The following is a 23703-nucleotide window of genomic DNA, read 5'->3' on the forward strand; positions in this document are numbered from 1 at the left end:
TGCGGAATCGGCCGTCAGTTGTTGAACCGAAACTCCACGACGTTACGTCGTGGTGAGGCATTATGAGCACCATGACCAAGCGTGCCGCCCTGTACCTACGCCAATCCAAGTCCGATGACGAGGGCATCGAGCGCCAGACCGAGCGTACTGCCGCCCTGGCCACGGCCCGCGGCTGGCAGGTGGCCGACACGTTCATCGACAACGACGTGAGCGCCAGCAAGGCGCGCGGGAAGGACACCGCCTGGGGCCGGATGCTGGCAGCGTCGGACGAGCTTGATGTCGTGATCGGTGTGGACCTTGACCGCGTGGTGCGCTCTACCCGAGACCTGAATACGCTCATCGACCACGGGCTGGCGCTGGTGACGCTCGACGGCGAGATCGACCTGACCACTGCGGATGGGGAGTTCCGGGCGTCCATGCTGGCCTCCATCGCCCGGTTCGAGGTCCGCCGCAAGGGCGAGCGACAGACCCGCGCCAACAGCCAACGGGCTGCGAAGGGCGGAGTGCCCAAGGGCGTGCGCCTGACCGGCTACACAACCGAGGGCCTGGTCGTCCACGACGAGGCTGCCGTGGTGCGGGCGCTCTTCGAGGGATTCGCCACCGGGCTGACGCTGCGCACGCTGTCCCGGGACCACGGCCTGACACCCAGCACCGTCCGCACAATCCTGACGAACCCCCGCTATGCCGGGCGGCGCGTCTACAAGGGAGAGATCGTCGGCACGGGTGACTGGGAGCCGCTGGTGCCGGGTGAGCTATTCGACAGCGTCAACCGCGGCCTGGCCGACCCCGCACGCAAGACCAACCGCACGGGTTCCACGGCACGTAAGCACCTGGGCACCAGCCTGTTCCGCTGCGGCGAGTGCAGCGATCACCCCACCGTGCGCACGGCGGGCTCGGGCGGCCGGTACTGGTGCCCGGCGTGCAGCCTGGTGCGGACGATGTCCCCCATCGACCACTTCGTACTCCGCGTGGCAGAGGCCCGCCTCGCCGACCCGGCCTTCCTGGCGACGCTCTCGCCTGACGTGGACACCGACCCGCTGCGCGCCGAGCACGCCTCCCTCACCGAGCGCAAGGCGGACCTCGCTGGCCTGGTGGCAGACGGCACTATGTCGCGGGCCGACGTGAAGGGCGCGGTTGAGCGCCTGAACGCACGCATGGACGAGATCGACCGTGCGCTGGCTGGTGCGGACCGCCCGGTAGACATGGCCGCGGCGTACGCGAGCATGCTGGACGGCTTCGACACGCTGGGCCTGGACCGACAACGGGCGCTGATCGACACCCTGATGACTGCCCATCTACTGCGGGCACCCCGGGGCAGGCGAGGCTTCGACCCGGACACGGTGCGCATTGTCTGGCGCAACTGACCAGCTACTCGTACCCCGGCTATGCCAACCGTGTCCGGTCTGTCAGCATCAGGTCGTGGACACTGCTGCGCTCGTCATCTCGATCATCGCCGTCATCATTGCTGGGGTAGGGGCGTTCCTTACGGACAGACGGTCGAAGCAGGCGCTGCAGGAGTCTCGGAAGGCGGTCACCACGGCGCTGTGGTCCGCTGTGCAGGAAGCGGTGCAGCGGCTCCTCGGCTTCGATCCAACGACTGGGCCAATCGACGAACGCCTCGCCAATCTGCGTATTGCCATGATCGACCTAGCCGACGAGTACACCGAGTGGGACGGTCTTGACACATGGCTTGACGCCGAGCGCCTTCTCGGTGCAGCCACGGGGCGGCAGGTCATGGAAGCGGCAAAGCGTGACGACAACATGCAGCAGCGCCTCACGAACCTGGATCCGCTCATCAGCTGGGCGGGAGCCCTCAGCCAAAACCTCCGCCTCTTCCGCCGAACGGGGTACGACAAGGACGCCCTCGCCAAGCTGCGAGTGGCTGCCCTCGACAACATCAAGGACATACACGAGCGACACGGGTGGGACATGCCGCGCACGTCCAACCCCCGCCTCCGACCGCTCAAGTAGCCCTCGGATCGCCGCGGCCGCGGAGCGCCCTGACGAGATTACGAGCGCGATCTCGATCCGGCTGGGTAGCAGCGGCAACGCGTGCTACCCAGTGACGCTGCACGCCGCGTGGAGGCGTTGAGAGTGCGCCCATCACGGCGCGAGACAATCAGCTATGGACACCAGGGCGGACGTGTGCACCGCGCTACTCGCTGCAACGCCTCAGGCCCCGATGGCGCTCGGATCCGAGCCCTCCACCGGCATCTACGCGTGGTGGGACGTTGGTGCAGCCCTTGCGCCGCACTACCCGGCTGACTTCCCTCGCGTAGATGCGGTACGCCCTCTCTACATCGGTGTAGCGCAGCGGCAGAGTCTGGCGGCGCGCGGTCTGAAGATGCACCTGAAGCGGACGCGCGTGTCGGGCCTCCGGCGGTCGCTTGCGGCCTTGCTTAGGGAAGAGCTGGATCTGTCGGCGCAGGTGATTCCGGCCAGGGGTGGCATGTTCGGCCTTACCGCCGCGGGTGACGCCGTACTGACAGACTGGATGCTCCGTCACCTTCGCGTGACCTGGGTTGCCCACCCCGTCCCCAAAAACATCGAGCGCGTTATTGTAGAGGCCGAAGTCCCTCCTCTGAACTACACGCATGCCACGCGAGGCCCCTACGCGACACACATGCGCGCCCTCCGGGCCGATCTTCGTGCGCTCGGCATGATCGGTCCCTGATCGGGTGCAACCCCCATGCACCTTGTCCTCAAGGGCCCCCTTCAGGCGCACATGCTCAGTACGCCACACTTGCCCAAACCGAAGCGCACCGAGCACGGGAGCTGCTCGGCAGGCCACGCGGCCAACGTCGTCCGTTCAGGTTAGGGTTCGTTGCGTACCCACCGATCGCTACAAGATACGAGGCCAAGTGAGCTCTGCTACCGCACCAGGACAAGCCCCCACGCCGAAGACGAAGGCCGACGGAGCGAACCTTGGACTGGTTGCAACTAGCTCGCTCGACGCGTGGGCGCAGCGACTCGCCGCTCCCGAGTACAAGGTTGTCCGAGGAGACGCGCGGAGCACCGGTCTCGATGACGAGTCTGTGGATCTAGTCGTGACGTCGCCGCCGTACTGGGCAAAACGCGACTATGGCCACGACGACCAAATCGGCCAAGAGTCAACTCCCGACGGGTACGTTGGGGCGATCCTCGAATGCCTGGAAGAGTGGAAGCGTGTTCTGCGCCCGACGGCGTCAATCTTCCTGAATGTGGGCGATACCTACCACAAACACTCTCTCGTCGGAATCCCGGCACGGATCGAGTACGAAGCCATAAAGCAGGGCTGGCGGATTCGTAACCGGATCATTTGGGCTAAAACGCAAGGCATGCCGGACCCTGTGAAGAATCGACTGACCAACCGGCACGAGTACATCATCCATCTAACGATGCGCGAGTCGTACTACTATGATCTGCAGGGATATTCCGACCGTTTCGGCAATGGCACAAATCCCGGAGACGTCTGGACCATCAATCCGGAGCGCAACATGGGAAAGCATCTTGCACCATTCCCACAAGAAATTGTGGAACGCGCTGTTGCGCTCGCAGCCCCCGAGCAGGTTTGTGCCGAGTGCCACACACCGCGCCGCCGAGTTCTAGAACGTACCGCCGATCTTGACCCCTCTCGTCCCCAGGCCAAACGCGCGATGGAACTAGCAGCGCAACACGGCCTGACCGATGCGCATATCCGCGCAATTCAAGCCACGGGCGTTTCGGACGCAGGCAAAGCACTCAGGGTTCAGACGGGCACGGGCAGGAACTCTCTGGAAGTACAAAAGCTTGCCGCCGAGGCAAAGAAGGTCCTCGGAGGATATTTCCGAGAGTTCACTTTCGCCAAGAAGCGCACCGTCGGTTGGACTGATTGCGGGCACGGCGCCCCCGCGCGTGGAGTGGTACTCGACCCGTTCATGGGCACAGGGACCACCCTTCGGGCGGCGACCCGCCTCGGACGCGACGCCATCGGTGTTGACCTCGTGCCGCTGATGGATCAGCCTGACATTCTCATTTAGCGCGCTGCTATTCCGGCAAGGCTGCTAAGCGACGTAGCCATGTCTTCGAGAGCGGCATCAATGCCCTCATCCACTGACAGGTCAAGGCGGTAGTCGTAAACGTCGATTGTTTCGATACGCCCCACGTAGACCAGGCCTCGTTCACCTGATAACCAAGGGTGAATCAGCACAGTAAAGCCCAGCCCGTATCGCAGGGCATAGGTTACAGCTTGTTCAACTTCACCCCTATCCGGGAGTTGAGAGTTCTTACCCTTGTCGGTGTTCTTCACCTCAGCAATAAGCGACACATGGCCGTTCAATGTGCTAAAAACAATATCTGGTTGTGCCGAGCTTGGCTTGTGTGAAGCAAGAGCCGGCATTGGCGCCCCTAGCGGACTGGGCAAGACTTTTGGAACGTCGTAAAGGTCAATCTTGCCCTCTCGGTTCCCGTCGAGCACGCTCAACGGCCAGCGCTTGCTAACGGCGTACTTTGCCAGACTCACGCGCACGAACTTTTCGAATAACTTATTGGTGTCAATTAGCAAGGATCCCATCTCGACATCACTGCCACCAATATCCAGCGCTATTCCCTCCCCACGGACGATAAGCTTTGAAAGGTCTAAGACCGGGCGGTAGTAGGTGCGCGAGTCTGGAAGCGCATTCGAGCCTCTGACCTGGGGGTCGGAGAGGAACCGCATGTCGGGATCGTCTGACACTTCACTGAATGCAAGGAGTTGTCCAGCGAGCCGCGCGAGTCGGATGCGGTTCTTCGGATTTAGGCCTTTGCTAAGATAGGCATGTGTTACCTCCATCGCACTTTTCACGCATCGGTTGACAGGATTGTCGGTGGTCCGCTCGTGCCAAGAGTATGCCGCTTTGTTATGAACTCCACGCGCCGCGAACCGCTGAAGTGTTCGCGACATTTCCATTCGCCCATGCGGATAATGACCCTCGTCTTCCCGGCGCACGTAGGTGCGGAGGACACCCTCTAAGAGCAGCCCGTCCACATAGTCGATCAACGCCGTGGCGTATAGATCCATGGCCCAATCGTCAGCGGTCCCCTTACCTGAGTACTCACGCAACGCCGTTAGGGCGGTAAGCCCGTGACCCGTGTCGACCACCATGCGGGTCAGGTTCGCGAGCGGAACTCTCGGACTCACCCTGACGACCACTCGCTCATTAAGCGGAATGACCCCGACGTAAGAGGTCGCTTGCAGCCTGAGCTCACCCTTTACAAAGCTCGGGCGCAGAATGTCACGATTTTCGATTTCCGTGTTGAAAATCGCTTTATGCCCGGTGCCGACCCAAAGGTCCGCTGGGATCTTTAGAATCCCATACTCTACGACATCGACCACGGTGACGTCGTCGGGAGAGTCCATCACGAGGTGGCCTCAGCCTCAGCTTCCGTCGCCGCCACTATGGCGTCTTCAGCCGTGGACGTTTCGAATAGTTGCTCCCAAGCCGCGAACATTTCTACCCGCATGTTGTCGTCGCGACGGAAGGCGCGTTGTACGAGGTACCGGAGCTGGTAGTTCCACAGGCTTCGTAGGGATTCTTCGTCATAGGCCGCCCAGAGATACGCATGGCCCACTGAAGCAGCCGGGTTGCGCTCGGCCATCGCGTTAATGCGGCGAAACCACCCGATGACACGGGTCTTCAAACCCTCGTCCATGCCGTTTTCTGTGAGCCGCTCCGCCAGCACGCTGGGATCAGGGTCCATGGTGATCTTCGCAAATCGGCGCTCGAATGCCGCGTCCACCTCGTCCACCCCCCGATCAAAAGGATTCATCGTCGCGATGACGATGAGGTTTGAAGGGACAACGATCTCCTCGCCATTTGCGATATTGAAACGGAACTCGCGCTTGCTCCGCTCGATGTAGGTTAATGCTTCCCCGAACACACGGCCCACATCGGCCCGCGACAGCTCATCAATGACCAGCACGTACAGTTCATTTCGGTTCTTATCAGCAGCGCGGACCATTCGGAGGAACGGGCCGTCTTTAGGCACGAACCCAGTCTTGGTCGGGGCGAAGCCGATCATGAAATCTTCGTACTGATAGCTTCCGTGGAATTGAACGTAAGAGCGCCGTTCCTCGTCGCCGCCGACGATGATCTCGGCCGCTGCCTTGGCGTAGTAGGTCTTTGATGTTCCGGGAGGCCCCGTGAGAATGACGCCGCCGTATCGCTGCGCCTGTTCAACGATCTCCTGCACGTGCGGGTCGTCGTCTTGCACTACCGGCGCATCGGGAAGTGACGATGCGTGCCCTGCCGCTGCAGCCGCCAGGACGCCAATACCTAAGTCGTCTGCCGTCAAATGGCGAGCGCCGGAGTAAGTGGGTAAGTCAGCCAATGAGCACCTCCAGCACTCCAGCCGGAGCGGGTTCAAACCATCGCTCATCGTCTGTCACAACCGAAGACCTCGTATCAAATAGCTGGACAAAGTCATCATCCACCGAAGGAAATCCAAAGTTTCCGCGGAAGGTGTCAACCAAATCGTCCTCCGTTGGCTCTTGCGCTTTCAAGAAAACTTGATTACGGAGGAAGAACGCACTCATCGCGGCAGCCGGAGCGCGCTTACCGTAAAGTAACTTGTCGAAGGCCAGCACGGCATTATCCTCGGGCATCGCGTAGTGGCCACTATCATCTGCGAGCCAGCTAGCTGCCACTTGCCGGCGAATCGAGCCCGGGGACCAGCTTCCCCCGATGTTGGTGTTACGCCAAAAAGAGGCAAGGGGTCCCACGTCCCTTCTTCCACGGTCAATCATGGGAAAATAGTAAGGCTTCTCGGGGTTACCCGGCATCTCAATTAGTGAGAGCAGCTCATCAGACGAGGCTGATGCTTCCGGCAGCAATCCTTGGCTTGCTTTCAGCCTGAGATACAAGTACATGGGCAGCGTCGGGTGGATTCGTTGCGTACCCAAGACCTCGATGCTCGCTCGAACTGCGGGTGCACGAATCACCCAGAGGGTGCTCGCTTCGGGGTTCGTCACGGTCCTGAGCGTATCGGTGGTGCCGACCGCAAGCTTGAACCATGCGGGTGATCCGCGTGTCAGGTGGCAAACGCGGCCCCGGACTCTGTGTCGCAGCGGCCAGCCAGAAGGCGCTTGTGCGCCTTCGCGACGGAGTTGGCGGACCACACAGCACCGGTCGCGGTGGTGAACCCCTCGTCGTTCAGGAGAACCGCCGTGCCCGCGAGAGTGTGCTCGGCCCGTAAGACCAGCAGGCGATCCCGTGTGTTTGAGTCCAACGTAGATACCCGTCCCATGTGCCTGCCCTGACGCTTCGCCGCCTGCATGGCAGCGGACGTACGCTCTCCAATGACCTCCCGCTCCCACTCGGCTACCGACATCATGACGTTGGCCACCAACTTGCCGGTGGGAGTACTGGTGTCTACGCCTAAGTCGATGGCGACGACGGACCAGCGCCGCGCAGCGGCCAGTTTGAGCAGGCCCGAGAAGTCGTGCACGCTGCGGCTCAGGCGGTCGAGCTTGGCCACGACGAGGCCGTCCACATCACGACGTTTCGGTAGGCGGTGTAGCCGGGTGAGGGCGGCCTGCAACTGAGGCCGGTTGAGCGACTTGGCCGATAGCCCCTCGTCCACGTACCAGATCAGGTCCAAGCTGTGCGCATCTGCATAACGCTGCATAGTGTCGCGCTGGGCATCAAGCCCCAGGCCACTCTGAGCCTGCTCTTCGGTGGATACCCGCAGGTAGCCGATCATCGTGGTCATCGACGTGCGGCCTCCGGGCAGCCCCTCTGGCACGCCTCACGGGCGGCGTTGCTGGTCGGGAACTGGCCCAGGCCGATATTGCAAAGCTGCACCTCACCATCGACCTCGTACTCGCATCGGGCGCTGTACGCGCCCTGCCGAGCAAGGACCAAGACGCGGTGGCGGATCATCGTGGGCATGTGGTCGTCCTCTCGCATTAGTGGAACGTATATTCGAGTGAGTTGAACCATGCCTCAAGGGGACCCTTGCGGCAACTGCTGGATCGGCGCAGTCCTGGGGCCGCGCGCCACGGCCGAGCTGCTGGGCCCCCGCCAGGGCGCAGCAGGGGCGGGCGGGCCTCGGCGTGGCTGTCTCTCAGCTCCTCCCAGGGCTCGCCGGCAGGGCCCCAGCCACAGCCAGCACGCCGAAAGGCCCCCAGCAGCGCCAGGGGCCTCTCGTGCAGCGGAGGGGTCTCCGTCAGTTGTCCATCACTCGTTCGGGGCCGAGTACGTGATCTGGTTCGCGAAGTTGTAGCTCGGGTCGCGGTCCAGGCTCTCCAGCTTGGCCAGCGCGGTGGCCGAGTCCGCTGCCCCGGGCTGGGCCTCACGGTACGCGTCCAGCGCGTTGATCCAGCCGGAGTTGCGGGCACGGTAGCCCACCGCGTGCGCCAGGCTGTCGTCGCCGCCCCGGCTCGCGTCCTCCAGCACGGCCAGCGCCTCCTTCTCATCGGTGATGCGGCGGGCACGGTCGGCGGCGTCCCGACGGAGCAGCACGCTGTTCGCGTCGCTGGGCTGGCTGCCCAGCAGCTCGCGCTCGACCTTGGCTCGCAGGTCCTTCACGTAGGTCTGCTGCTTCGCCTTGATGCCGTCGAGCTCCGCCCTGGTCTGCGTCCTCAGCTCGTCTACCTTCTCCCGCTTCGCCAGGTCGCTGGTCATCGGGTCCTTCATGATCTCCGCCTTCTTGGCGGTGTGCGCGTGCTTGACGGCGGTCGCCTCCTCCTTATAGGCGGCGCGGGTGTGGTCGAGATCGCGCTCGAGGGTTGCGGGGGTGGTCTTCGTCATGGTGTTGCCTTTCATCCTGGGTACCGGGGGTCCGCCCGGCGCGGTGGTCTTGAGAAATGGACTGCTGCTACTGGTCGGCGGGGGGATCCGCAGGTACCGGCGCTCATCGCCGCCCCACGGCCCCTGCCTTCCTGCACTCATGGAGGGATCGCCGTACAGCCGTAGAACTGATTCATGCGCCGGGGGCCTGTTCCGGAGTGAAGGCCGGGTTCACAACGAGCGACTTGGGGTCGATGTCGGCCAGCGCAACAACCGTGCCGTCGTCCAGCTCGATTGCTTCCACGTCGCCCACGAGCCCGAAGTTCCACAGCGTGCCCATGTGCAGCACCCCGATGTCCATGTCGTACGAGACGCGAGCCAACGTGTCCGAGTAGACGAGCGGGTGGCATCCTTCGCGCAGCCGGAATAGCACCACGTCATCTACGTGGATGGTGATGCCCTGCTCGGGCTTCATGTCGCTGACTTCATTCATGGCGGGTCCTTGCTTTCTTGGTCGTTGTTGATGCGGCGCGGCGGCGCACGCTGGTACCGGCCTTACGTGCCTGTTTGCCTGAGTTGCCTGCAACTCCCCCCAACTCACTAAACTCACCCAACTCAGGGGGGTATGTAGCGGTGTAGTGCCCGGCGCTGTCTTTAGAAGCGAGGTTGCGGAATGCGAGCCGATTCAACGCATTACGTACCGTTTGGATCTTCGCGTCCCCGTCGTACAGCTCGTATGCTTCGGCGGGGGTCAGGGGCCCGTGCTCCTTCAGCAGGGCGAGCATCCTGTGGCCCACCTGGCCTTGCCTCTCGATCCGCTCCTGCGTGCGCCGGGCCTCCGCAGCCAGACGCGCCGCGCCCGCACTACGGCCGTCGAACGTCCACTGCACGCCCTTGAGCGTCATGCCGTACACGGCGTCCTCGATGTCCCGGCTGTTCCGGATGAGCGTGGCCTCGGGCTGCTGCCGGTCTGGGCGGTCGAGCACGAAGATGCCATCCACGGCACCCGTGAGCCCGTGCGTGCCCGACGAGCTGTCCACGCTGTCGCCGCTCTTCTCCTTGCGGTTGTGGTGCACAATCAGGACGCTTGCCCCGGGGTCCGTGGAGCACAGGGTCTGGATCGGTTGCAGGGTCCGCTTCTCGTGCAGCATCGGCGCCAGGTCCCGGGGCTTCATTGTCATGACCTCCGACAAGGTGTCGAGGATCACCAGCGGCGACCTCCCCTTGTGCCGCTGGAGGAACTCGCGCAGCACCGCGAGGGCAGTTTCGGCGTCGGTGTGGAACTGGAATGTGTCGGGCACAGTGGTGACGCCGAACGCATCCAGTCGGCTGGCCAGGCGTCGGTCCCCAGACTCCAGGTCGATCAGCAACACCGGCCGCCGAGCCACCTTGATGGCCCCGAACGCCTCCGTGCCGTTGGCGCACGCGATGGCCAGCCCGAGCGTGAGCAGGCTTTTGCCGATCTTCGGAGCAGCGATCACCAGGTGGCAGCCGTCCGGGATGACGTCCGGCACGATCCAGTCCAGGACGGGGAACTCCTGCGCTAGCAGGTCCGCCACTGACCGCGGCTTGGGTGCTGGGGCGGTGGGTTCAGCCTTCTGCCGACGCGCCGCCTGCTCTCGGGCCTTGTCCCGGACGATGATGCGGTCTGTCTCGTTGCGGATCTCCTCTTCCAGCTGCATCTCGCGCAGCGTGTCCTCCGGCACCGTCGCGTCGACCTTCGGCAGCACTGGTGCCTTACTGGCGGGCCTTCTGCGGGTGGTGCTCATGTGCGTTCCGTCCTTGCTGATTCGATTACCCGTTCCGCTTCGCGTCGGGGGACGCCCATGTCCACCGCGGCGTCCACCAGCAGGCCCAAGCCGTACCCGCGAACTCCCGCTTCATGAGCCCGACTGGCGGCCCACAGCAGTCCGTCGTGGCGCTCGCCGACTTGCAGGGTGCGGATGAACGTCGCGAGTGCACTGGGGCTGGTAGACGTCGGGCTCCGGGGTGGCTTCGGCAGCCGAGGGACCATCAGGCGGATGACTTCTTGGGGCAGACGTGCGATGTCCCGATGGATCCACTGGTAGCTCTTGCCGGTATCCGGGTGGTGGCTTGGCGGCATGACCATGTAGCCGCTGGTCTTCACGTCGATGCCCTGCGGAATGTCGCGGCGGTACACCCTGCCGTCGAACGGCCGCAGGAAGTACAGGTGCCGCCCACCGTCACGCCGACCGGTGATCACTTCAAGGGTCGGTGGTAGTGCTACCCCGGCGCGCTGTTCAAGCGCCTCGACGCTGCCGCCATTGCGCGGGTCCACATCCAGCACGATGAGGTTGTCCGGCACTGGCGAGCCGACGTTCCAGTCCTTCTCGGACCACAGGCGACGGATGATGCGCGGGTCCGTGGTGGCATCCAGGTGGCCGTGCTCGGTGACCGGCCGCTTGCCGTCGAGGGGGATGACGGCCCACCCCGACTTGGCCAGATCCAGCGCGGCATATTGCTTGCCGTTCACGAGGCCACCGCCGCGTAGTGCTCGACGCCGTAGTTGACCGTCGCCGGCTCCCAGTAGAAGACGGCGATGCACCGGCAGTCGCCCTCATGGGTTCGGTACAGGTGCTCCGCAGCCCACCGCACGCCCTGCGCCGAGTAGAAGGTGCGCGTGTCGTTGCACAGCTTGCCTTCGGCATCCAAGTACCAGTGCGCGAATCCGTACGGCATGGAGTTGGGCCGGGAGGTGCGGACCTCACCGAGCACGACGAACGGGAAGAACCACTTGATGTCGGGGCCAACGCTGAGCACCGAGCGCATGTCGGACTCGGACAGCCTTGGCTTGGATGGGTATCCCACGCGCGGGGTGGGCCAGCGGCGGCTCATGCCGACCGCCCACGCAGCAAGCCGGACAACGTGCGCACTTGCTGAGGACTGAGTTCTGGCGCGTCTGCCAGGACCTTCTCGATGTGGTTGGCCAGGACAGCAGCCGCTAGTTCGCGGCGAGCTTCCTGCTCAAGTTGGGGGTCTCTTTGCTTGACCGCCCGGGCAACCCCCATCAGGGCTTGCTTGTGATTCTGGATAGGCACCGGAGCCTCTTTCGCGGGATGAAGGAAACTCCCGCAAAGAAGTGCGACCAGGTGATCTGATGTAGGCACGGTTGTAAGTACGCGTCGTAGCGCGTCGCACCGCTTATGCCATCTATGAGGCCATAATGTTTACCGCGCCGACCACCAGCGCGTAGGACTGTGTTGCTAGATCAAGACTAGGCCATCGGCCGTCGAGGCACGCTCGACCAGGTCCTGAAAGGTGTCGTGCTGGTAGACCCGATCGTTAGGGCATGCCGCCACCGGGCACTTGAAGTGGGGGTGCGGGTAGCCTTCCAAGCCATCCGCGGTGCTGCGGAGGTACCACTCGTCATCGGCACCGTCAGCACGCACCCAGGCGCTCTCGGTGGTAGACCACTCATAATGCCGCAGTCGCACCAGGCGATTGCGCGCGTGGGGCTTCGCCTTGGTACCCCGGCAGACAACCAGGACTCGGCTCTTGACAACAGCTTGCATAACCACTATTGTGCCGCGCGCCTGGGCGCCGAGCAACCGGACCTAGCAAAAGCCCAGGTGAGGCGGCGTGTTGCGCTCGCTAGTGACCCCTTACTTTGCCGGCTTCGCTGCGGTCCTTGAGCGAGGACGGCCCGGGTTCTTGTGGTTCAGCTCCTTGTCCTTGGCGGCCAAATCAAACTGCTCTTCAAACCGATTGAAGACCTGAGCCCGACCGTCGATCAGACCCTGCTTGTAAACGGCCTCCAAGAGCTGAGCCAAGCGCACGCCCTTATAAAGGCTCATGTCTTCCTGGACCTCCTCTAAAGCACTACCCACTTTTACGCCAGCGTAAACGGGGATTGTCCCGAGGGTCGGAAGGTCGATGTTGTGGCGGCGGTGACCGCGTGGTGCTGGTGTCATAGCTGAAAGTTAGCGACAAAGCGGGTTCAGCACGACCCCTAAATCGCGTGTCACCGGCGGCCTGGCCCCACCTCGCTTCGCGAATAAACATCCGGCACACCCGGCGCGGCGCGCATGCAGATGCCTAACTGTGACGGAACTCCACCACGTCGCCGTCCTGCATGACGTACTCCTTGCCCTCGATGCGGGCCTTGCCCTTGGAGCGCGCCTCGGCGATGGAGCCGGTCTCGACCAGGTCGTCGTAGGAGATGACCTCGGCCTTGATGAAGCCCTTCTCGAAGTCGGTGTGGATCACGCCGGCCGCCTGCGGGGCCTTCCAGCCACGGCCGATGGTCCAGGCGCGCGTCTCCTTCGGGCCCGCCGTCAGGTAGGTCTGCAGGCCGAGGGTCTCGAAGCCGATGCGGGCGAGCTGGTCGAGGCCCGACTCCTCCTGGCCGGTGCTCGCGAGCATCTCGGCGGCGTCCTCCGGGTCGAGCTCGATGAGCTCCGACTCGATCTTCGCGTCGAGGAACACGGCCTGCACGGGCGCCACGAGGGCGGCCAGCTCCGCGAGCTTGTCCTTGTCGCCGAGCACCTGCTCGTCGACGTTGAACACGTAGATGAAGGGCTTGGCGGTCAGCAGGCCCAGCTCGCGGACGGGCTCGAGGTCGATCGAAGAGGCCGACAGCGGCTTGCCCGAGTCGAGCCACTCGCGCGCGGCCTTCGCGGTCTCGAGCACGACGGGCTCGATCCGCTTCGTCTTCAGCTCCTTCTCGTAGCGCGGCTCGGCGCGCTCGAGGGTCTGCAGGTCGGCGAGGATCAGCTCGGTGTTGATGGTCTCCATGTCGCTCGCGGCGTCGACGCGGCCGTCGACGTGCACGACGTCCTCGTCCTCGAAGCCGCGGACGACCTGCGCGATGGCGTCGGCCTCGCGGATGTTCGCGAGGAACTGGTTGCCGAGGCCCTCGCCCTCGCTCGCGCCGCGGACGATGCCCGCGATGTCGACGAAGGAGACGGGGGCGGGCAGGATCCGCTCGGAGCCGAAGAGGCCGGCGAGCACCTCGAGGCGCGGGTCCGGGAGGTTCACCACGCCCACGTTCGGCTCGATCGTCGCGAACGGGTAGTTCGCGGCGAGCACCTGGTTCTTGGTCAGGGCGTTGAAGAGCGTCGACTTGCCGACGTTGGGGAGACCGACGATCGCGATAGTGAGAGCCACGGGAGTCCATCGTACGGGGCCCTCCGGCTCCTCCCCCGCCCGGCGGCGGCTGGGCTCTCCGGAGATCGGGCGTCGGTCGTGCGTGGAACACTCGAACCCATGCCGTTGGACTTCACCGCGATCGACTTCGAGACCGCCAACAACTCGTCGGCGAGCGCGTGCTCGGTGGGTCTCGTGAAGGTCCGGGACGGCGTCGTTGTCGAGACCGCGTCCTGGCTCATCCAGCCGCCCGCGGGGCACGACACCTTCTCGGTCTGGAACACGCGGATCCACGGCATCGTCGAGGACGACGTGGCCGCCGCCGACGGCTGGGCCGACCAGCTGCCGCGCCTCATGGCCTTCGCGGGCGACGACCACCTCGTGGCCCACAACGCGCGCTTCGACATGGGCGTGATCCAGGGCGCGTGCAAGGCGACCGCCCTCATCCCGCCGCCGTACTCCTACCTCTGCAGCCTCCAGGTCGCGCGCCGCACCTACGCGCTCGACTCCTACCGGCTGCCCGTCGCCGCGCGGGCCGCGGGCTTCGAGGACTTCGCGCACCACGAGGCGCTGGCCGACGCGCGGGCGTGCGCCGCCATCGTCGTGCACGCGGCCTCGCGGCACGGCGCCGCGTCGATCGCGGGGCTCGCGGAGGCGGCCGGCGTGGGCCTCGGCCGCATCGGCGCGCCGCGCACGCAGACCGTCACGCAGGCCTCCGCCGCCGCGACGCCGCCCATCGACTGGGCCTGATCCTCCGCTCGGCGGCCCCGCCGACCCGCGTCCCGGCCGTGTCGGGGGCCGCTGGCACACTGCACGCATGGATCCCGTCATCGCCCTCCTCGTCGGCCTCGTCATCGGTCTGGCCGTGGGCGCGGTGGTCGGGCTCGCCGTGTCGCGCGCCCGTTCGGGGGTGGATGCGCCCGGCAGTGCCGGTGAGGCCGCGCGCCTCGCCGCCGCGGAGGCCACGGTCCAGGCGCTGCGCGAGCAGCTGGATCGCACGGAGCGGCTCGCCGAGGAGCAGGTCGCCCAGACCACCGCGCAGTTCGCCGAGCGCGCCCAGACGCAGGACGCGCTGCACCGCGAGCGGCTCGACGCGCAGGAGTCCCACCTCCGCGAGCAGATCGGCCAGCAGGAGGACCGCATCGCGGAGCTGCAGACGCGGCTGCGCGAGATCCAGCGCGCCGAGGTCGCCCGCACCGAGGAGGACGGCCGCGTCCTCACCGCGCTCAGCCCCGTCGCCGAGAGCCTCAAGCAGGTGCAGGCGAAGGTGCACGAGCTGGAGGAGCAGCGCCGTCAGCAGCACGGCGAGCTGAGCGAGCAGCTGCGGAGCGCCACCGAGGCGGAGGAGCGGCTGCGCGCCACGGCCGAGACGCTCGCGTCCGCGCTCCGCTCCAACAGCACGCGCGGCGTGTGGGGCGAGACGCAGCTGCGGAGCGTCGTCGAGGCGGCCGGCCTCATCCACCGCGTCGACTTCGACGTGCAGTCGTCCGTCTCCACGGCGCAGGGCATCGGCCGACCCGACATGGTCGTGCACCTGCCCGGCGGCAAGAACATCGCGGTGGACGCGAAGGCGCCCTTCACCGCGTACCTCGAGGCGAGCTCCATCCCCGCGTCCGCGACCGGGCCCGAGGGCGCCCGCCGCGACGCGCTGATGAAGCAGCACGTGCAGGCGGTCCGCGACCACATCACGGCGCTCGGCAGCCGCGCGTACTGGGAGGGGCTCGACGCGAGCCCGGAGATGGTCATCGCGTTCATCCCGAGCGAGTCGCTCGTGTCGTCGGCGCTGGAGGCGGATCCGAGCATCATGGAGTTCGCGTTCTCCCGCCGGGTCGCGCTCTCCTCCCCCGTCACGCTGTGGTCGGTGCTCAAGACCGTCGCGTTCAGCTGGCAGCAGGAGGTGCTCACGGAGGACGCAAAGCAGCTCTTCGACCTCAGCCGCGAGCTGCACGCGCGCCTCGCCACGAGCGGCGAGCACATCGCCAAGCTCGGCCGCTCCCTCACGGGCGCGGTGGGCGACTACAACCGCGTCGTCGGATCCCTGGAGCGGCAGGTGCTCCCCACCGCGCGACGCCTGAGCCGGCTCGACGAGTCGAAGGTCATCGGCACGCTCGAGCCGCTCGAGGCGACCACCCGGGAGCTGTCCGCGGACGAGTTCACGCGCCCCGCCGCCCGGGCCGCTGGCACCCCCGCTGGGTAGAGTGGCGAGCACGCGGGGCCCGGCCGCACGACTCCACCCGCCGGCCGATCAGGATCCCGCGACAGCCGCACGGCGTCGCCGTGGATCCGCCGAAGGAGATGCACCATGCCCGTAGCAACCCCCGAGCAGTACGCCGAGATGCTGGACCGCGCCAAGGCCGGCGGATTCGCCTACCCGGCCGTGAACGTTTCCTCGTCGCAGACCATCAACGCGGTCCTCCAGGGGCTCACCGACGCGGGATCCGACGGCATCATCCAGGTCACCACGGGCGGCGCCGACTACTTCTCCGGCCACACCGTGAAGAACCGCGCGGCCGGCGCCCTCGCGTTCGCGCGCTTCGCCACCGAGGTCGCCAAGAACTACCCCATCACCGTCGCGCTGCACACCGACCACTGCCCGAAGGACGCCCTCGACGGCTTCGTCATCCCGATGATCGAGGCCAGCGAGGAGGAGGTCCGCGCGGGCCGCAACCCCATCTTCCAGTCGCACATGTGGGACGGCTCGGCCGTCCCGCTCAACGAGAACCTCGACATCGCGACGGACTTGCTCCCCCGCATGAAGGCGATCAACGCGATCCTCGAGGTCGAGATCGGCGTCGTCGGCGGCGAGGAGGACGGCGTCAGCCACGACACCGGCTCGCACCTCTACACGACCCTCGAAGACGCGATCTCCACGGTCGAGGCGCTCGGCCTCGGCGACAACGGCCGCTACATGGCCGCGCTCACCTTCGGCAACGTGCACGGCGTCTACAAGCCCGGCGGCGTGCAGCTGCGCCCGGCGCTGCTCAAGGAGATCCAGGACGGCATCCAGTCGAAGTACGGTACCGGCGAGAAGCCGTTCGACCTCGTCTTCCACGGCGGATCCGGCTCCTCCGACGACGAGATCGCCGAGGCCGTGCGCAACGGCGTCGTGAAGATGAACATCGACACCGACACGCAGTACGCGTTCAGCCGCTCCATCGCCGACTCGGTGCTCCGCAACTACGACGGCTTCCTCAAGGTCGACGGCGAGGTCGGGAACAAGAAGACGTACGATCCCCGCGCCTGGGGCAAGACGGCGGAGTCGGCCATGGCCGCCCGCGTCGTCGAGGCCACGCGCCAGCTCGGCTCGCACGGCCACTCACAGAGCTAGCGGCGCGCAGCTCCGCGCACTCGGGCGCGCACGACGGCGGGGCCGGTCCTGGTGGACCGGCCCCGCCGTCGTGCGTCAGATGCCGCGCATCACGGCCCGCGGCTCGACATGATCTGCTGGAACGCCGGATCCTGGACGATGAGCGTCAGCACGAGCACGCTCGTGATCACGGTGGCGACGATGGCGCCCACGATCGGGACCCAGAAGGCGATGCGCCGGCGCTTCACCAGCTCGAGCGAGATCCACGCGGCGAGCACGAAGACGACGATGTTCACGACGTTGACGGCGATGCCGATGACCGAGGTCTGCGGCGTGACCTCGTAGGTGCCGCCGCCGAACAGCGCGTACGACTGGTCGATGGCGAGCGACGGATCCGCGTTCGCGCCGATGCTGCCGACGACGTTCACGAGGCCCGCGGCGAGCAGGCCCACGGTGATGGCCGCGTCGAAGCGCCGGGGCGCGCGGCGCGGCTCCTGCCCGGCGAGGTAGGCGGGGCGCTCGGGACGGGTGCCAGGAGCGGCGCCCGCATCGCCGGCGGACGGGGCGGTCGACGCGCGACGCGTGTCCCGGCGCTCCATCGCGGCGGCCCTCTCCGCCGTGCGACGGGCGTCGGCGGCGGCCTTCTCCGCCTCGCGGCGCTCGGCCTGCTGGCGCTCGCGCGCGGCCTTGCGCTCCTCGGCCATCTGCTCGGCGAGGGTCTGCGGCGCGGCGGCCTTGCCGCCCTTCTTCCCGCCTCGGCCGGCGGACGCCGGGGCGTCCCGCTCGGCCTGGGCGCGGCGGTACTCCGCCGCCTCGGCGACGATCCGCGCGTCCGCCTCGGACAGCTCCGACGATCCGCTGCCGTCCGCCGAGGACGGCGACGCGTACTCGCCGTAGCGGGGTGCCGGGCGGCCGGGACGGCGCGGGCCGTCGTCCTCGCTCACGCGCGGGTGCGCCCGCCGATGGCGCGGCTGTCCGTGTTGCCGGACTGGTCCTTGCGCAGCTCCTTGGGGAGCGAGAAGACGAGGTCCTCCTCGGCCGTGACGACCGCGGTGACGTCGCCGTAGCCGGCGTCGGCCAGGTCGTCGAGCAGCTCCTGCACGAGGACCTCGGGGACGGACGCGCCGCTCGTGACGCCGACCGTCTGCACGCCGTCGAGCCACTCCTGCTTGACCTCGGACGCGTAGTCGACCCGGTAGGACGCCTTGGCTCCGTACTCGAGCGCGACCTCGACGAGGCGCACGGAGTTGGAGCTGTTCGCGGATCCGATGACGATCACGAGGTCGGCGTCGACCGCGACCTTCTTGATCGCGACCTGGCGGTTCTGCGTGGCGTAGCAGATGTCATCGCTCGGCGGGTCCTGCAGGTGGGGGAAGCGGGCGCGGAGGCGGCGGACCGTCTCCATCGTCTCGTCCACCGACAGCGTGGTCTGCGAGAGCCAGACGAGGTTGTCGGGGTCCTTGACCTCGATGACGTCGGCGTGCTCCGGGGAGTTGACGACGATGGTCTGCTCGGGCGCCTCGCCCGCGGTGCCCTCGACCTCCTCGTGGCCCTCGTGGCCGATGAGGAGGATCTGCATGTCGGCCTTGGCGAAGCGCACGGCCTCGCGGTGGACCTTGGTGACGAGGGGGCACGTCGCGTCGATGGCCTGGAGCCCGCGGTCGGCCGCGCCCTGCACCACGGCCGGCGAGACGCCGTGCGCGCTGAAGACGACGTGGGCACCCTCGGGGACCTCGTCGACCTCCTCCACGAAGATCGCGCCCATGCGCTCGAGCGTCGAGACGACGTGCACGTTGTGGACGATCTGCTTCCGCACGTAGACGGGGGCGCCGTAGCGTTCGAGCGCCTTCTCGACGGCCACGACGGCGCGGTCGACGCCGGCGCAGTACCCGCGGGGAGCGGCGAGCAGGACCTTCTTGGGTCCGGCCACCGGGTTATCCTTGAGCCTGTTGCGGACGCCGGGCATCCGCGGCATCGACAGGCTGACGACGGGTGCTCCCACGAGTCGCTGGTCAGTGGTCGCTGTAGTCACAGTCCCGAGTCTAAGCGCCCGTGCTGGGCGACGAGTGGGGGAGCCATGAGCGAGACGCGCACCGTGTCCATGCCGGCAGCCGGCGCCCCGACGGTCGACGCCCCCTGGCCCGTCTCCGTGCTGTCCGGGAAGATCAAGGGCTGGATCGACCGGCTCGGCACCGCGTGGGTCGAGGGCGAGATCACCCAGTGGGGCGGATCCGGCGGCAACGTCTACGGGAAGCTCAAGGACCTCGACGTCGACGCCACCATCAGCTTCACCGTCTGGTCGTCGGTGCGGGCGAAGATCCCGGCGGACCTCGGCCAGGGCGCGCGCGTCGTCGCGCTCGTGAAGCCGAACTACTGGGTCAAGGGCGGCACGCTCACGATGCAGGTGCTGGAGATGCGCCACGTCGGGCTCGGTGACCTGCTCGAGCGGCTCGAGCGGCTGCGCCAGACGCTGCGCGCCGAGGGCCTCTTCGACGCCGACCGCAAGCGGCGCCTGCCGTTCCTGCCCGGCTGCATCGGCCTCATCACCGGCAAGGACTCGGACGCCGAGAAGGACGTGCTCCGCAACGCGCAGCTGCGCTGGCCGAGCGTCCGCTTCCGCGTCGTGCACACCGCGGTGCAGGGCGACCGGGCGGCCGGCGAGGTCACGCGCGCCATCGGGGTGCTCGACGAGGATCCCGAGGTCGACGTCATCGTCGTCGCGCGCGGCGGCGGCGACTTCCAGAACCTGCTCGTCTTCAGCGACGAGACGCTCGTGCGCACGGCGGCCGCGTGCCGCACGCCGCTCGTCAGCGCTATCGGCCACGAGGCCGACCGGCCGCTGCTCGACGACGTCGCCGACCTCCGCGCCTCCACCCCCACCGACGCCGCCAAGCGCGTCGTGCCCGACGTCTCCGAGGAGCTGTCGCGCGTGCAGCAGGCCCGCACCCGCATCGGCATGCGCCTCACGTCGCAGGTGCGCGGCGAGATCGACCGCATCGAGCAGCTGCGGTCGCGGCCGGTCCTCTCGAGCACGTCGTGGATCGTCGACTCGCGCGCCGAGGAACTCGGCCGCTACATCGCGCGATCCGCGGAGCTCGCCGGCCGCGTCGTCGAGCGCGGCATGCAGCAGGCGAGCGAGCTGTCCCGGCAGCTGCGCACGCTCTCGCCGCAGCACGTGCTCGACCGTGGATACGCCATCGTGCAGACCGCCGACGGATCCGCCCTCCGCGCCCCCGCGGACGCGCCCCACGGCACCGGCCTCGTGCTGCGCCTCGCCGCCGGCGCGCTCGGCGCGACCTCCACCGGCCCCACCGACGACATCCCGTCCTCGGCCGCGCGGCTGCCCGCCTCCCCCGCCCCGGGCGCCCGGCCGGCGTCCGGGGCCGAAAGCTAGGATCTCCCCCATGCCCACCAGCCCCGCCGACACCGGCGCACGCCTGCCCGACGTCTCCGAGCTCAGCTACGAGGAGGCGCGCGACGCCCTGGTGCGCGTCGTCAACGACCTCGAGCAGGGCGCGTCCACGCTCGAGGAGTCGATCGCCCTGTGGGAGCGCGGCGAGGCCCTCGCGGCCCGCTGCGAGGAGTGGCTGCTCGGCGCCAAGGCGCGGCTCGACGCCGCCCGCACGACCGCCGCATCCGACGCCGGCTGACCGTGGCGAAGCCCCGCACCCCGAACGTCGTCGCCGAGCTCGGCCGGCCCGAGACGCCCGAGGAGACCGCCGCCCGCAAGGCCGCCGACTCCCGCCGCCACCGCGCCAAGCAGACGTTCCGCAACCTGCTCTACTCGCTCCTCGTCACGGTCGCGACCGTCGCCGTGATCGTCGCGCTCGTGCCGCGCTCGAACACCACGATCCTGCCCGACGTCGACTACGGCGCCGCGGCCGCCGAGGCCCAGGGCGGGTTCCCGCAGACGCTCGTGGTGCCCGACCTGCCCACGGCATGGAAGAGCAACGACGCCGAGATCCGCCCGGCCGGCCGCGATGGCGTGGCCGTCTGGTACATCGGCCTCATCACGCCGAGCAACCGCTACATCGGCATCTCGCAGGGCATCGACGCGAACCCCACCTGGCTCGACGAGACGCTGCAGTCCGCCCCCGAGGTGAGCTCCGAGGAGATCGGCGGCCTCGAGTGGACGCTGTACGACAACGCGCAGGCCGACGACCCGGGGAACGTCGTCCTCGCGGCGAGCGCCGTCGACGGCGACAGCACCTACGCGATCTACGGCACGGCCGACGCGAACGAGCTCCGCACCGCCATCGAGGCGGTCGCCGCGGCCCGCACCGCCCCGGGCGGCACGACGGCCACGCCGACGCCCGCCGACGGCACCACCACCAGCACCACCGCACCGGGAGAGGGGGACGAGGGATGACGGACCAGGTCGAGACCGCCCAGGAGGACACCGTGCAGGCGCCCGCCCAGGTGTGGGCCGAGATGGTGGAGGGCAACGCGCGCTTCGTCTCCGGCACCCCCGAGCACCCGCGCCAGGACGTCGAGCGCCGCGCCGCGCTCGCCCACGTGCAGCGCCCGGTCGCCGCGCTGTTCGGCTGCAGCGACTCGCGCCTCGCGGCCGAGATCATCTTCGACAAGGGCCTCGGCGACCTCTTCGTGATCCGCAACGCCGGCCAGATCATCTCCGACTCCGTGCTCGGCAGCCTCGAGTACGCCGTCGCCGTGCTGGGCGTGCCGCTCATCGTGGTGCTCGGGCACGACGAGTGCGGTGCCGTGCGCGCCGCCATCGAGAGCGCGGCGCCGGGCGCCGAGGCGCTGCCGCCGCACATCGCGAACCTCATCGCCCCCATCGCGCCGGCCGTCCGCCGCGTCGCGGGCGACCACGTCGTACCCAGCGACGTCGACGCGGGCGAGGTCGGCCGCCAGCACCTGCGCGGCACCGTGACCCGCATGCTGGAGGCCTCCGAGATGATCTCCGACCGGGTGGCGGCCGGTAGCCTGGCCATCGTCGGCGCCAACTACAAGCTCCTCGAGGGCACCGCGGTGCCCGACGTCATCGTGGGCGACATCCCTCGCTAGAGGACCGCCCGCGCTGACCTGCGCGACCCGGGCCCGCGGGGCCCGGCGCATCACCCGTCCCGAAGGAGAGAGAAACAGCGTGGTCGACACTTCCCCCGGATCCGACAGCAGCTCGGCGGACGAGTTCCGCATCGAGCACGACACGATGGGCGAGGTGCGGGTCCCCCGGCACGCGCTGTACGCCGCCCAGACGCAGCGCGCCGTCGAGAACTTCCCCATCTCCGGCCGCGGGCTCGAGCCCGCGCAGATCCAGGCGCTCGCCCGCATCAAGCGCGCCGCCGCGATCGTGAACGGCGAGATGGGCATCATCGACGCCGACGTGTCGGCCGCCATCGTCTCGGCCGCCGACGAGGTCGCGGCCGGATCCCACCACGAGCACTTCCCCATCGACGTGTACCAGACGGGCTCCGGCACGAGCTCGAACATGAACATGAACGAGGTCCTCGCGGCACTCGCGACCGCGACGCTCGGCAAGCCCGTGCACCCGAACGACCACGTCAACGCGTCGCAGTCGTCGAACGACGTCTTCCCCACCTCGGTGCACGTCGCCGTCACGGGCGCGCTCCTCGCCGAGCTGATCCCCGCGCTCGAGCACCTCGCCGAGGCCCTCGAGACCAAGGCCGACGCGTGGAAGGGGCTCGTCAAGGCGGGCCGCACGCACCTCATGGACGCGACGCCCGTCACGTTCGGCCAGGAGTTCGCCGGCTACGCGCGCCAGATCCGCCTCGGCATCGAGCGCGTGCGCACCGCGCTCCCCCGGGTCGCCGAGGTCCCGCTCGGCGGCACCGCCACCGGCACCGGCATCAACACCCCGGTCGGCTTCCCGCAGAAGGTGATCCGCGTGCTCGCGGACGACACCGGCCTGCCCGTCACCGAGGCGCTCGACCACTTCGAGGCGCAGGGCGCGCGCGACGGCCTCGTCGACGCGTCCGGCGCGCTGCGCACCCTCGCGGTGAGCCTCACCAAGATCTGCAACGACATCCGCTGGATGGGCTCGGGCCCGAACACCGGCCTCGGCGAGCTGCACATCCCCGACCTGCAGCCCGGGTCCTCGATCATGCCCGGCAAGGTCAACCCGGTCATCCCGGAGGCCGTGCTCATGGTGTGCGCGCGCGTCATCGGCAACGATGCCACCGTGGCGTGGGCGGGCGCGTCGGGCCTGTTCGAGCTCAACGTCGCGATCCCCGTCATGGGCTCGTCGCTGCTCGAGTCGATCCGCATCCTCGCCTCCTCCACGCGCCTGCTCGCCGACAAGACCGTCGACGGGCTGCGCGTCAACGAGGAGCACGCGCGGGCGCTCGCGGAGTCGTCGCCGTCGATCGTCACGCCGCTCAACCGCATCATCGGCTACGAGGCCGCGGCGAAGATCGCGAAGCACTCGGTCGCGCAGAAGATGACGGTGCGCGAGGCCGTCGTAGACCTCGGCTACGTCGAGCGCGGCGAAATCACCGAGGAGCAGCTCGACCAGGGCCTCGACGTGCTGCGGATGACGGCGCCCGGCCTGTAGCCGCCTCTCCCACGGACGCCGACGGGCGC

Annotated in this window: 25 protein-coding genes; 12 read left to right on the top strand and 13 right to left on the bottom strand. The window is 67.6% G+C overall.

What is annotated here, in order from left to right; genetic code table 11:
* The first annotated feature begins 71 nt into the window (after window positions 1-71).
* The 4 genes from CMN_RS10785 (at window position 72) to CMN_RS10800 (ending at window position 3998) form a co-directional block, all read left to right on the top strand.
* Window positions 72-1364: a recombinase family protein gene (locus tag CMN_RS10785; RefSeq protein ID WP_041465539.1), complete on the top strand. Its 1293-nt coding sequence runs from the start codon at window positions 72-74 to the stop codon at window positions 1362-1364.
* A 55-nt stretch (window positions 1365-1419) separates the two neighbouring features.
* Window positions 1420-1971, top strand: a complete 552-nt coding sequence (locus CMN_RS10790; protein ID WP_015490845.1) for a hypothetical protein — start codon at window positions 1420-1422, stop codon at window positions 1969-1971.
* Window positions 1972-2182: 211 nt separating this feature from the next.
* Entirely contained in the window at window positions 2183-2674 is a 492-nt protein-coding gene (locus tag CMN_RS14665; RefSeq protein ID WP_131666495.1) for a GIY-YIG nuclease family protein, read from the top strand.
* A gap of 361 nt (window positions 2675-3035) precedes the next feature.
* On the top strand, window positions 3036-3998 hold the full coding sequence (locus CMN_RS10800) for a DNA-methyltransferase (protein ID WP_197536735.1): 963 nt from the start codon (window positions 3036-3038) through the stop codon (window positions 3996-3998).
* Here CMN_RS10800 and CMN_RS14830 read toward each other — a convergent pair.
* The 11 genes from CMN_RS14830 to ychF form a co-directional block, all read right to left on the bottom strand.
* Window positions 3995-5356 (bottom strand): 5-methylcytosine restriction system specificity protein McrC, encoded by a 1362-nt coding sequence (locus CMN_RS14830; protein ID WP_131666497.1) that lies wholly within the window; start codon window positions 5354-5356, stop codon window positions 3995-3997. The two genes, CMN_RS10800 and CMN_RS14830, sit on opposite strands and share 4 nt — an antisense overlap.
* On the bottom strand, window positions 5356-6210 hold the full coding sequence (locus CMN_RS10805; RefSeq protein WP_197536736.1) for an McrB family protein: 855 nt from the start codon (window positions 6208-6210) through the stop codon (window positions 5356-5358). The genes CMN_RS14830 and CMN_RS10805 overlap by 1 nt, the downstream gene beginning before the upstream one ends.
* A 109-nt stretch (window positions 6211-6319) precedes the next feature.
* The gene (locus CMN_RS14985; protein WP_015490850.1) at window positions 6320-6967 is read right to left on the bottom strand and encodes a hypothetical protein; all 648 of its coding nucleotides are present in this window, start codon (window positions 6965-6967) and stop codon (window positions 6320-6322) included.
* 59 nt (window positions 6968-7026) lie between these two features.
* Complete coding sequence (locus tag CMN_RS10810; protein WP_015490851.1) at window positions 7027-7707, bottom strand: recombinase family protein; 681 nt, start codon at window positions 7705-7707, stop codon at window positions 7027-7029.
* A gap of 467 nt (window positions 7708-8174) precedes the next feature.
* Entirely contained in the window at window positions 8175-8747 is a 573-nt protein-coding gene (locus CMN_RS10820) for a hypothetical protein (RefSeq protein WP_041465285.1), read from the bottom strand.
* A gap of 172 nt (window positions 8748-8919) precedes the next feature.
* Complete coding sequence (locus tag CMN_RS10825) at window positions 8920-9219, bottom strand: hypothetical protein (protein ID WP_015490853.1); 300 nt, start codon at window positions 9217-9219, stop codon at window positions 8920-8922.
* The gene (locus CMN_RS10830) at window positions 9212-10495 is read right to left on the bottom strand and encodes an AAA family ATPase (RefSeq protein ID WP_015490854.1); all 1284 of its coding nucleotides are present in this window, start codon (window positions 10493-10495) and stop codon (window positions 9212-9214) included. The genes CMN_RS10825 and CMN_RS10830 overlap by 8 nt, the downstream gene beginning before the upstream one ends.
* The gene (locus CMN_RS10835; RefSeq protein ID WP_015490855.1) at window positions 10492-11220 is read right to left on the bottom strand and encodes a bifunctional DNA primase/polymerase; all 729 of its coding nucleotides are present in this window, start codon (window positions 11218-11220) and stop codon (window positions 10492-10494) included. The genes CMN_RS10830 and CMN_RS10835 overlap by 4 nt, the downstream gene beginning before the upstream one ends.
* Entirely contained in the window at window positions 11217-11582 is a 366-nt protein-coding gene (locus CMN_RS10840) for a hypothetical protein (RefSeq protein ID WP_015490856.1), read from the bottom strand. The genes CMN_RS10835 and CMN_RS10840 overlap by 4 nt, the downstream gene beginning before the upstream one ends.
* A 767-nt stretch (window positions 11583-12349) precedes the next feature.
* The gene (locus CMN_RS14990) at window positions 12350-12658 is read right to left on the bottom strand and encodes a hypothetical protein (RefSeq protein ID WP_015490859.1); all 309 of its coding nucleotides are present in this window, start codon (window positions 12656-12658) and stop codon (window positions 12350-12352) included.
* Between the two features lie 124 nt (window positions 12659-12782).
* Window positions 12783-13853, bottom strand: coding sequence for a redox-regulated ATPase YchF (ychF, locus tag CMN_RS10850; RefSeq protein ID WP_015490860.1), 1071 nt, complete (start codon window positions 13851-13853; stop codon window positions 12783-12785).
* A gap of 99 nt (window positions 13854-13952) precedes the next feature.
* Between ychF and CMN_RS10855 the strand changes: the two genes are divergently transcribed.
* The 3 genes from CMN_RS10855 to fbaA all read left to right on the top strand — a co-directional run bounded on the left by CMN_RS10855 (window position 13953) and on the right by fbaA (window position 17160).
* Entirely contained in the window at window positions 13953-14582 is a 630-nt protein-coding gene (locus CMN_RS10855) for a 3'-5' exonuclease (RefSeq protein WP_015490861.1), read from the top strand.
* 67 nt (window positions 14583-14649) lie between these two features.
* Window positions 14650-16029: a DNA recombination protein RmuC gene (locus tag CMN_RS10860; RefSeq protein ID WP_015490862.1), complete on the top strand. Its 1380-nt coding sequence runs from the start codon at window positions 14650-14652 to the stop codon at window positions 16027-16029.
* Between the two features lie 105 nt (window positions 16030-16134).
* Window positions 16135-17160, top strand: coding sequence for a class II fructose-bisphosphate aldolase (gene fbaA / locus CMN_RS10865; RefSeq protein WP_015490863.1), 1026 nt, complete (start codon window positions 16135-16137; stop codon window positions 17158-17160).
* Window positions 17161-17249: 89 nt separating this feature from the next.
* On the opposite strand, the gene CMN_RS10870 is transcribed toward fbaA, so the two are convergent.
* On the bottom strand, window positions 17250-18083 hold the full coding sequence (locus tag CMN_RS10870; RefSeq protein ID WP_015490864.1) for a DUF6264 family protein: 834 nt from the start codon (window positions 18081-18083) through the stop codon (window positions 17250-17252).
* The gene (locus CMN_RS10875; protein WP_041465289.1) at window positions 18080-19114 is read right to left on the bottom strand and encodes a 4-hydroxy-3-methylbut-2-enyl diphosphate reductase; all 1035 of its coding nucleotides are present in this window, start codon (window positions 19112-19114) and stop codon (window positions 18080-18082) included. Before CMN_RS10875 ends, CMN_RS10870 begins: the two co-directional genes overlap by 4 nt.
* Window positions 19115-19216: 102 nt before the next feature.
* On the opposite strand from CMN_RS10875, the gene xseA reads away from it, so the two are divergent.
* The 5 genes from xseA to CMN_RS10900 all read left to right on the top strand — a co-directional run bounded on the left by xseA (window position 19217) and on the right by CMN_RS10900 (window position 23674).
* The gene (xseA, locus tag CMN_RS10880; RefSeq protein WP_015490866.1) at window positions 19217-20533 is read left to right on the top strand and encodes an exodeoxyribonuclease VII large subunit; all 1317 of its coding nucleotides are present in this window, start codon (window positions 19217-19219) and stop codon (window positions 20531-20533) included.
* A 10-nt stretch (window positions 20534-20543) separates the two neighbouring features.
* Window positions 20544-20789, top strand: a complete 246-nt coding sequence (locus CMN_RS10885; RefSeq protein WP_015490867.1) for an exodeoxyribonuclease VII small subunit — start codon at window positions 20544-20546, stop codon at window positions 20787-20789.
* Window positions 20790-20791: 2 nt separating this feature from the next.
* A complete protein-coding gene (locus CMN_RS10890; protein WP_015490868.1) occupies window positions 20792-21508 on the top strand; it encodes a DUF4245 domain-containing protein in 717 nt (238 codons plus the stop codon).
* Window positions 21505-22167 carry a carbonic anhydrase gene (locus CMN_RS10895; protein ID WP_015490869.1) on the top strand — a complete coding sequence of 221 codons (663 nt, stop codon included), beginning with the start codon at window positions 21505-21507 and terminating at the stop codon, window positions 22165-22167. The genes CMN_RS10890 and CMN_RS10895 overlap by 4 nt, the downstream gene beginning before the upstream one ends.
* Window positions 22168-22246: 79 nt before the next feature.
* Entirely contained in the window at window positions 22247-23674 is a 1428-nt protein-coding gene (locus CMN_RS10900) for a class II fumarate hydratase (RefSeq protein WP_015490870.1), read from the top strand.
* Window positions 23675-23703 lie beyond the last annotated feature (29 nt).

The organism is Clavibacter nebraskensis NCPPB 2581 (assembly GCF_000355695.1).
Lineage (GTDB): Bacteria > Actinomycetota > Actinomycetes > Actinomycetales > Microbacteriaceae > Clavibacter > Clavibacter nebraskensis.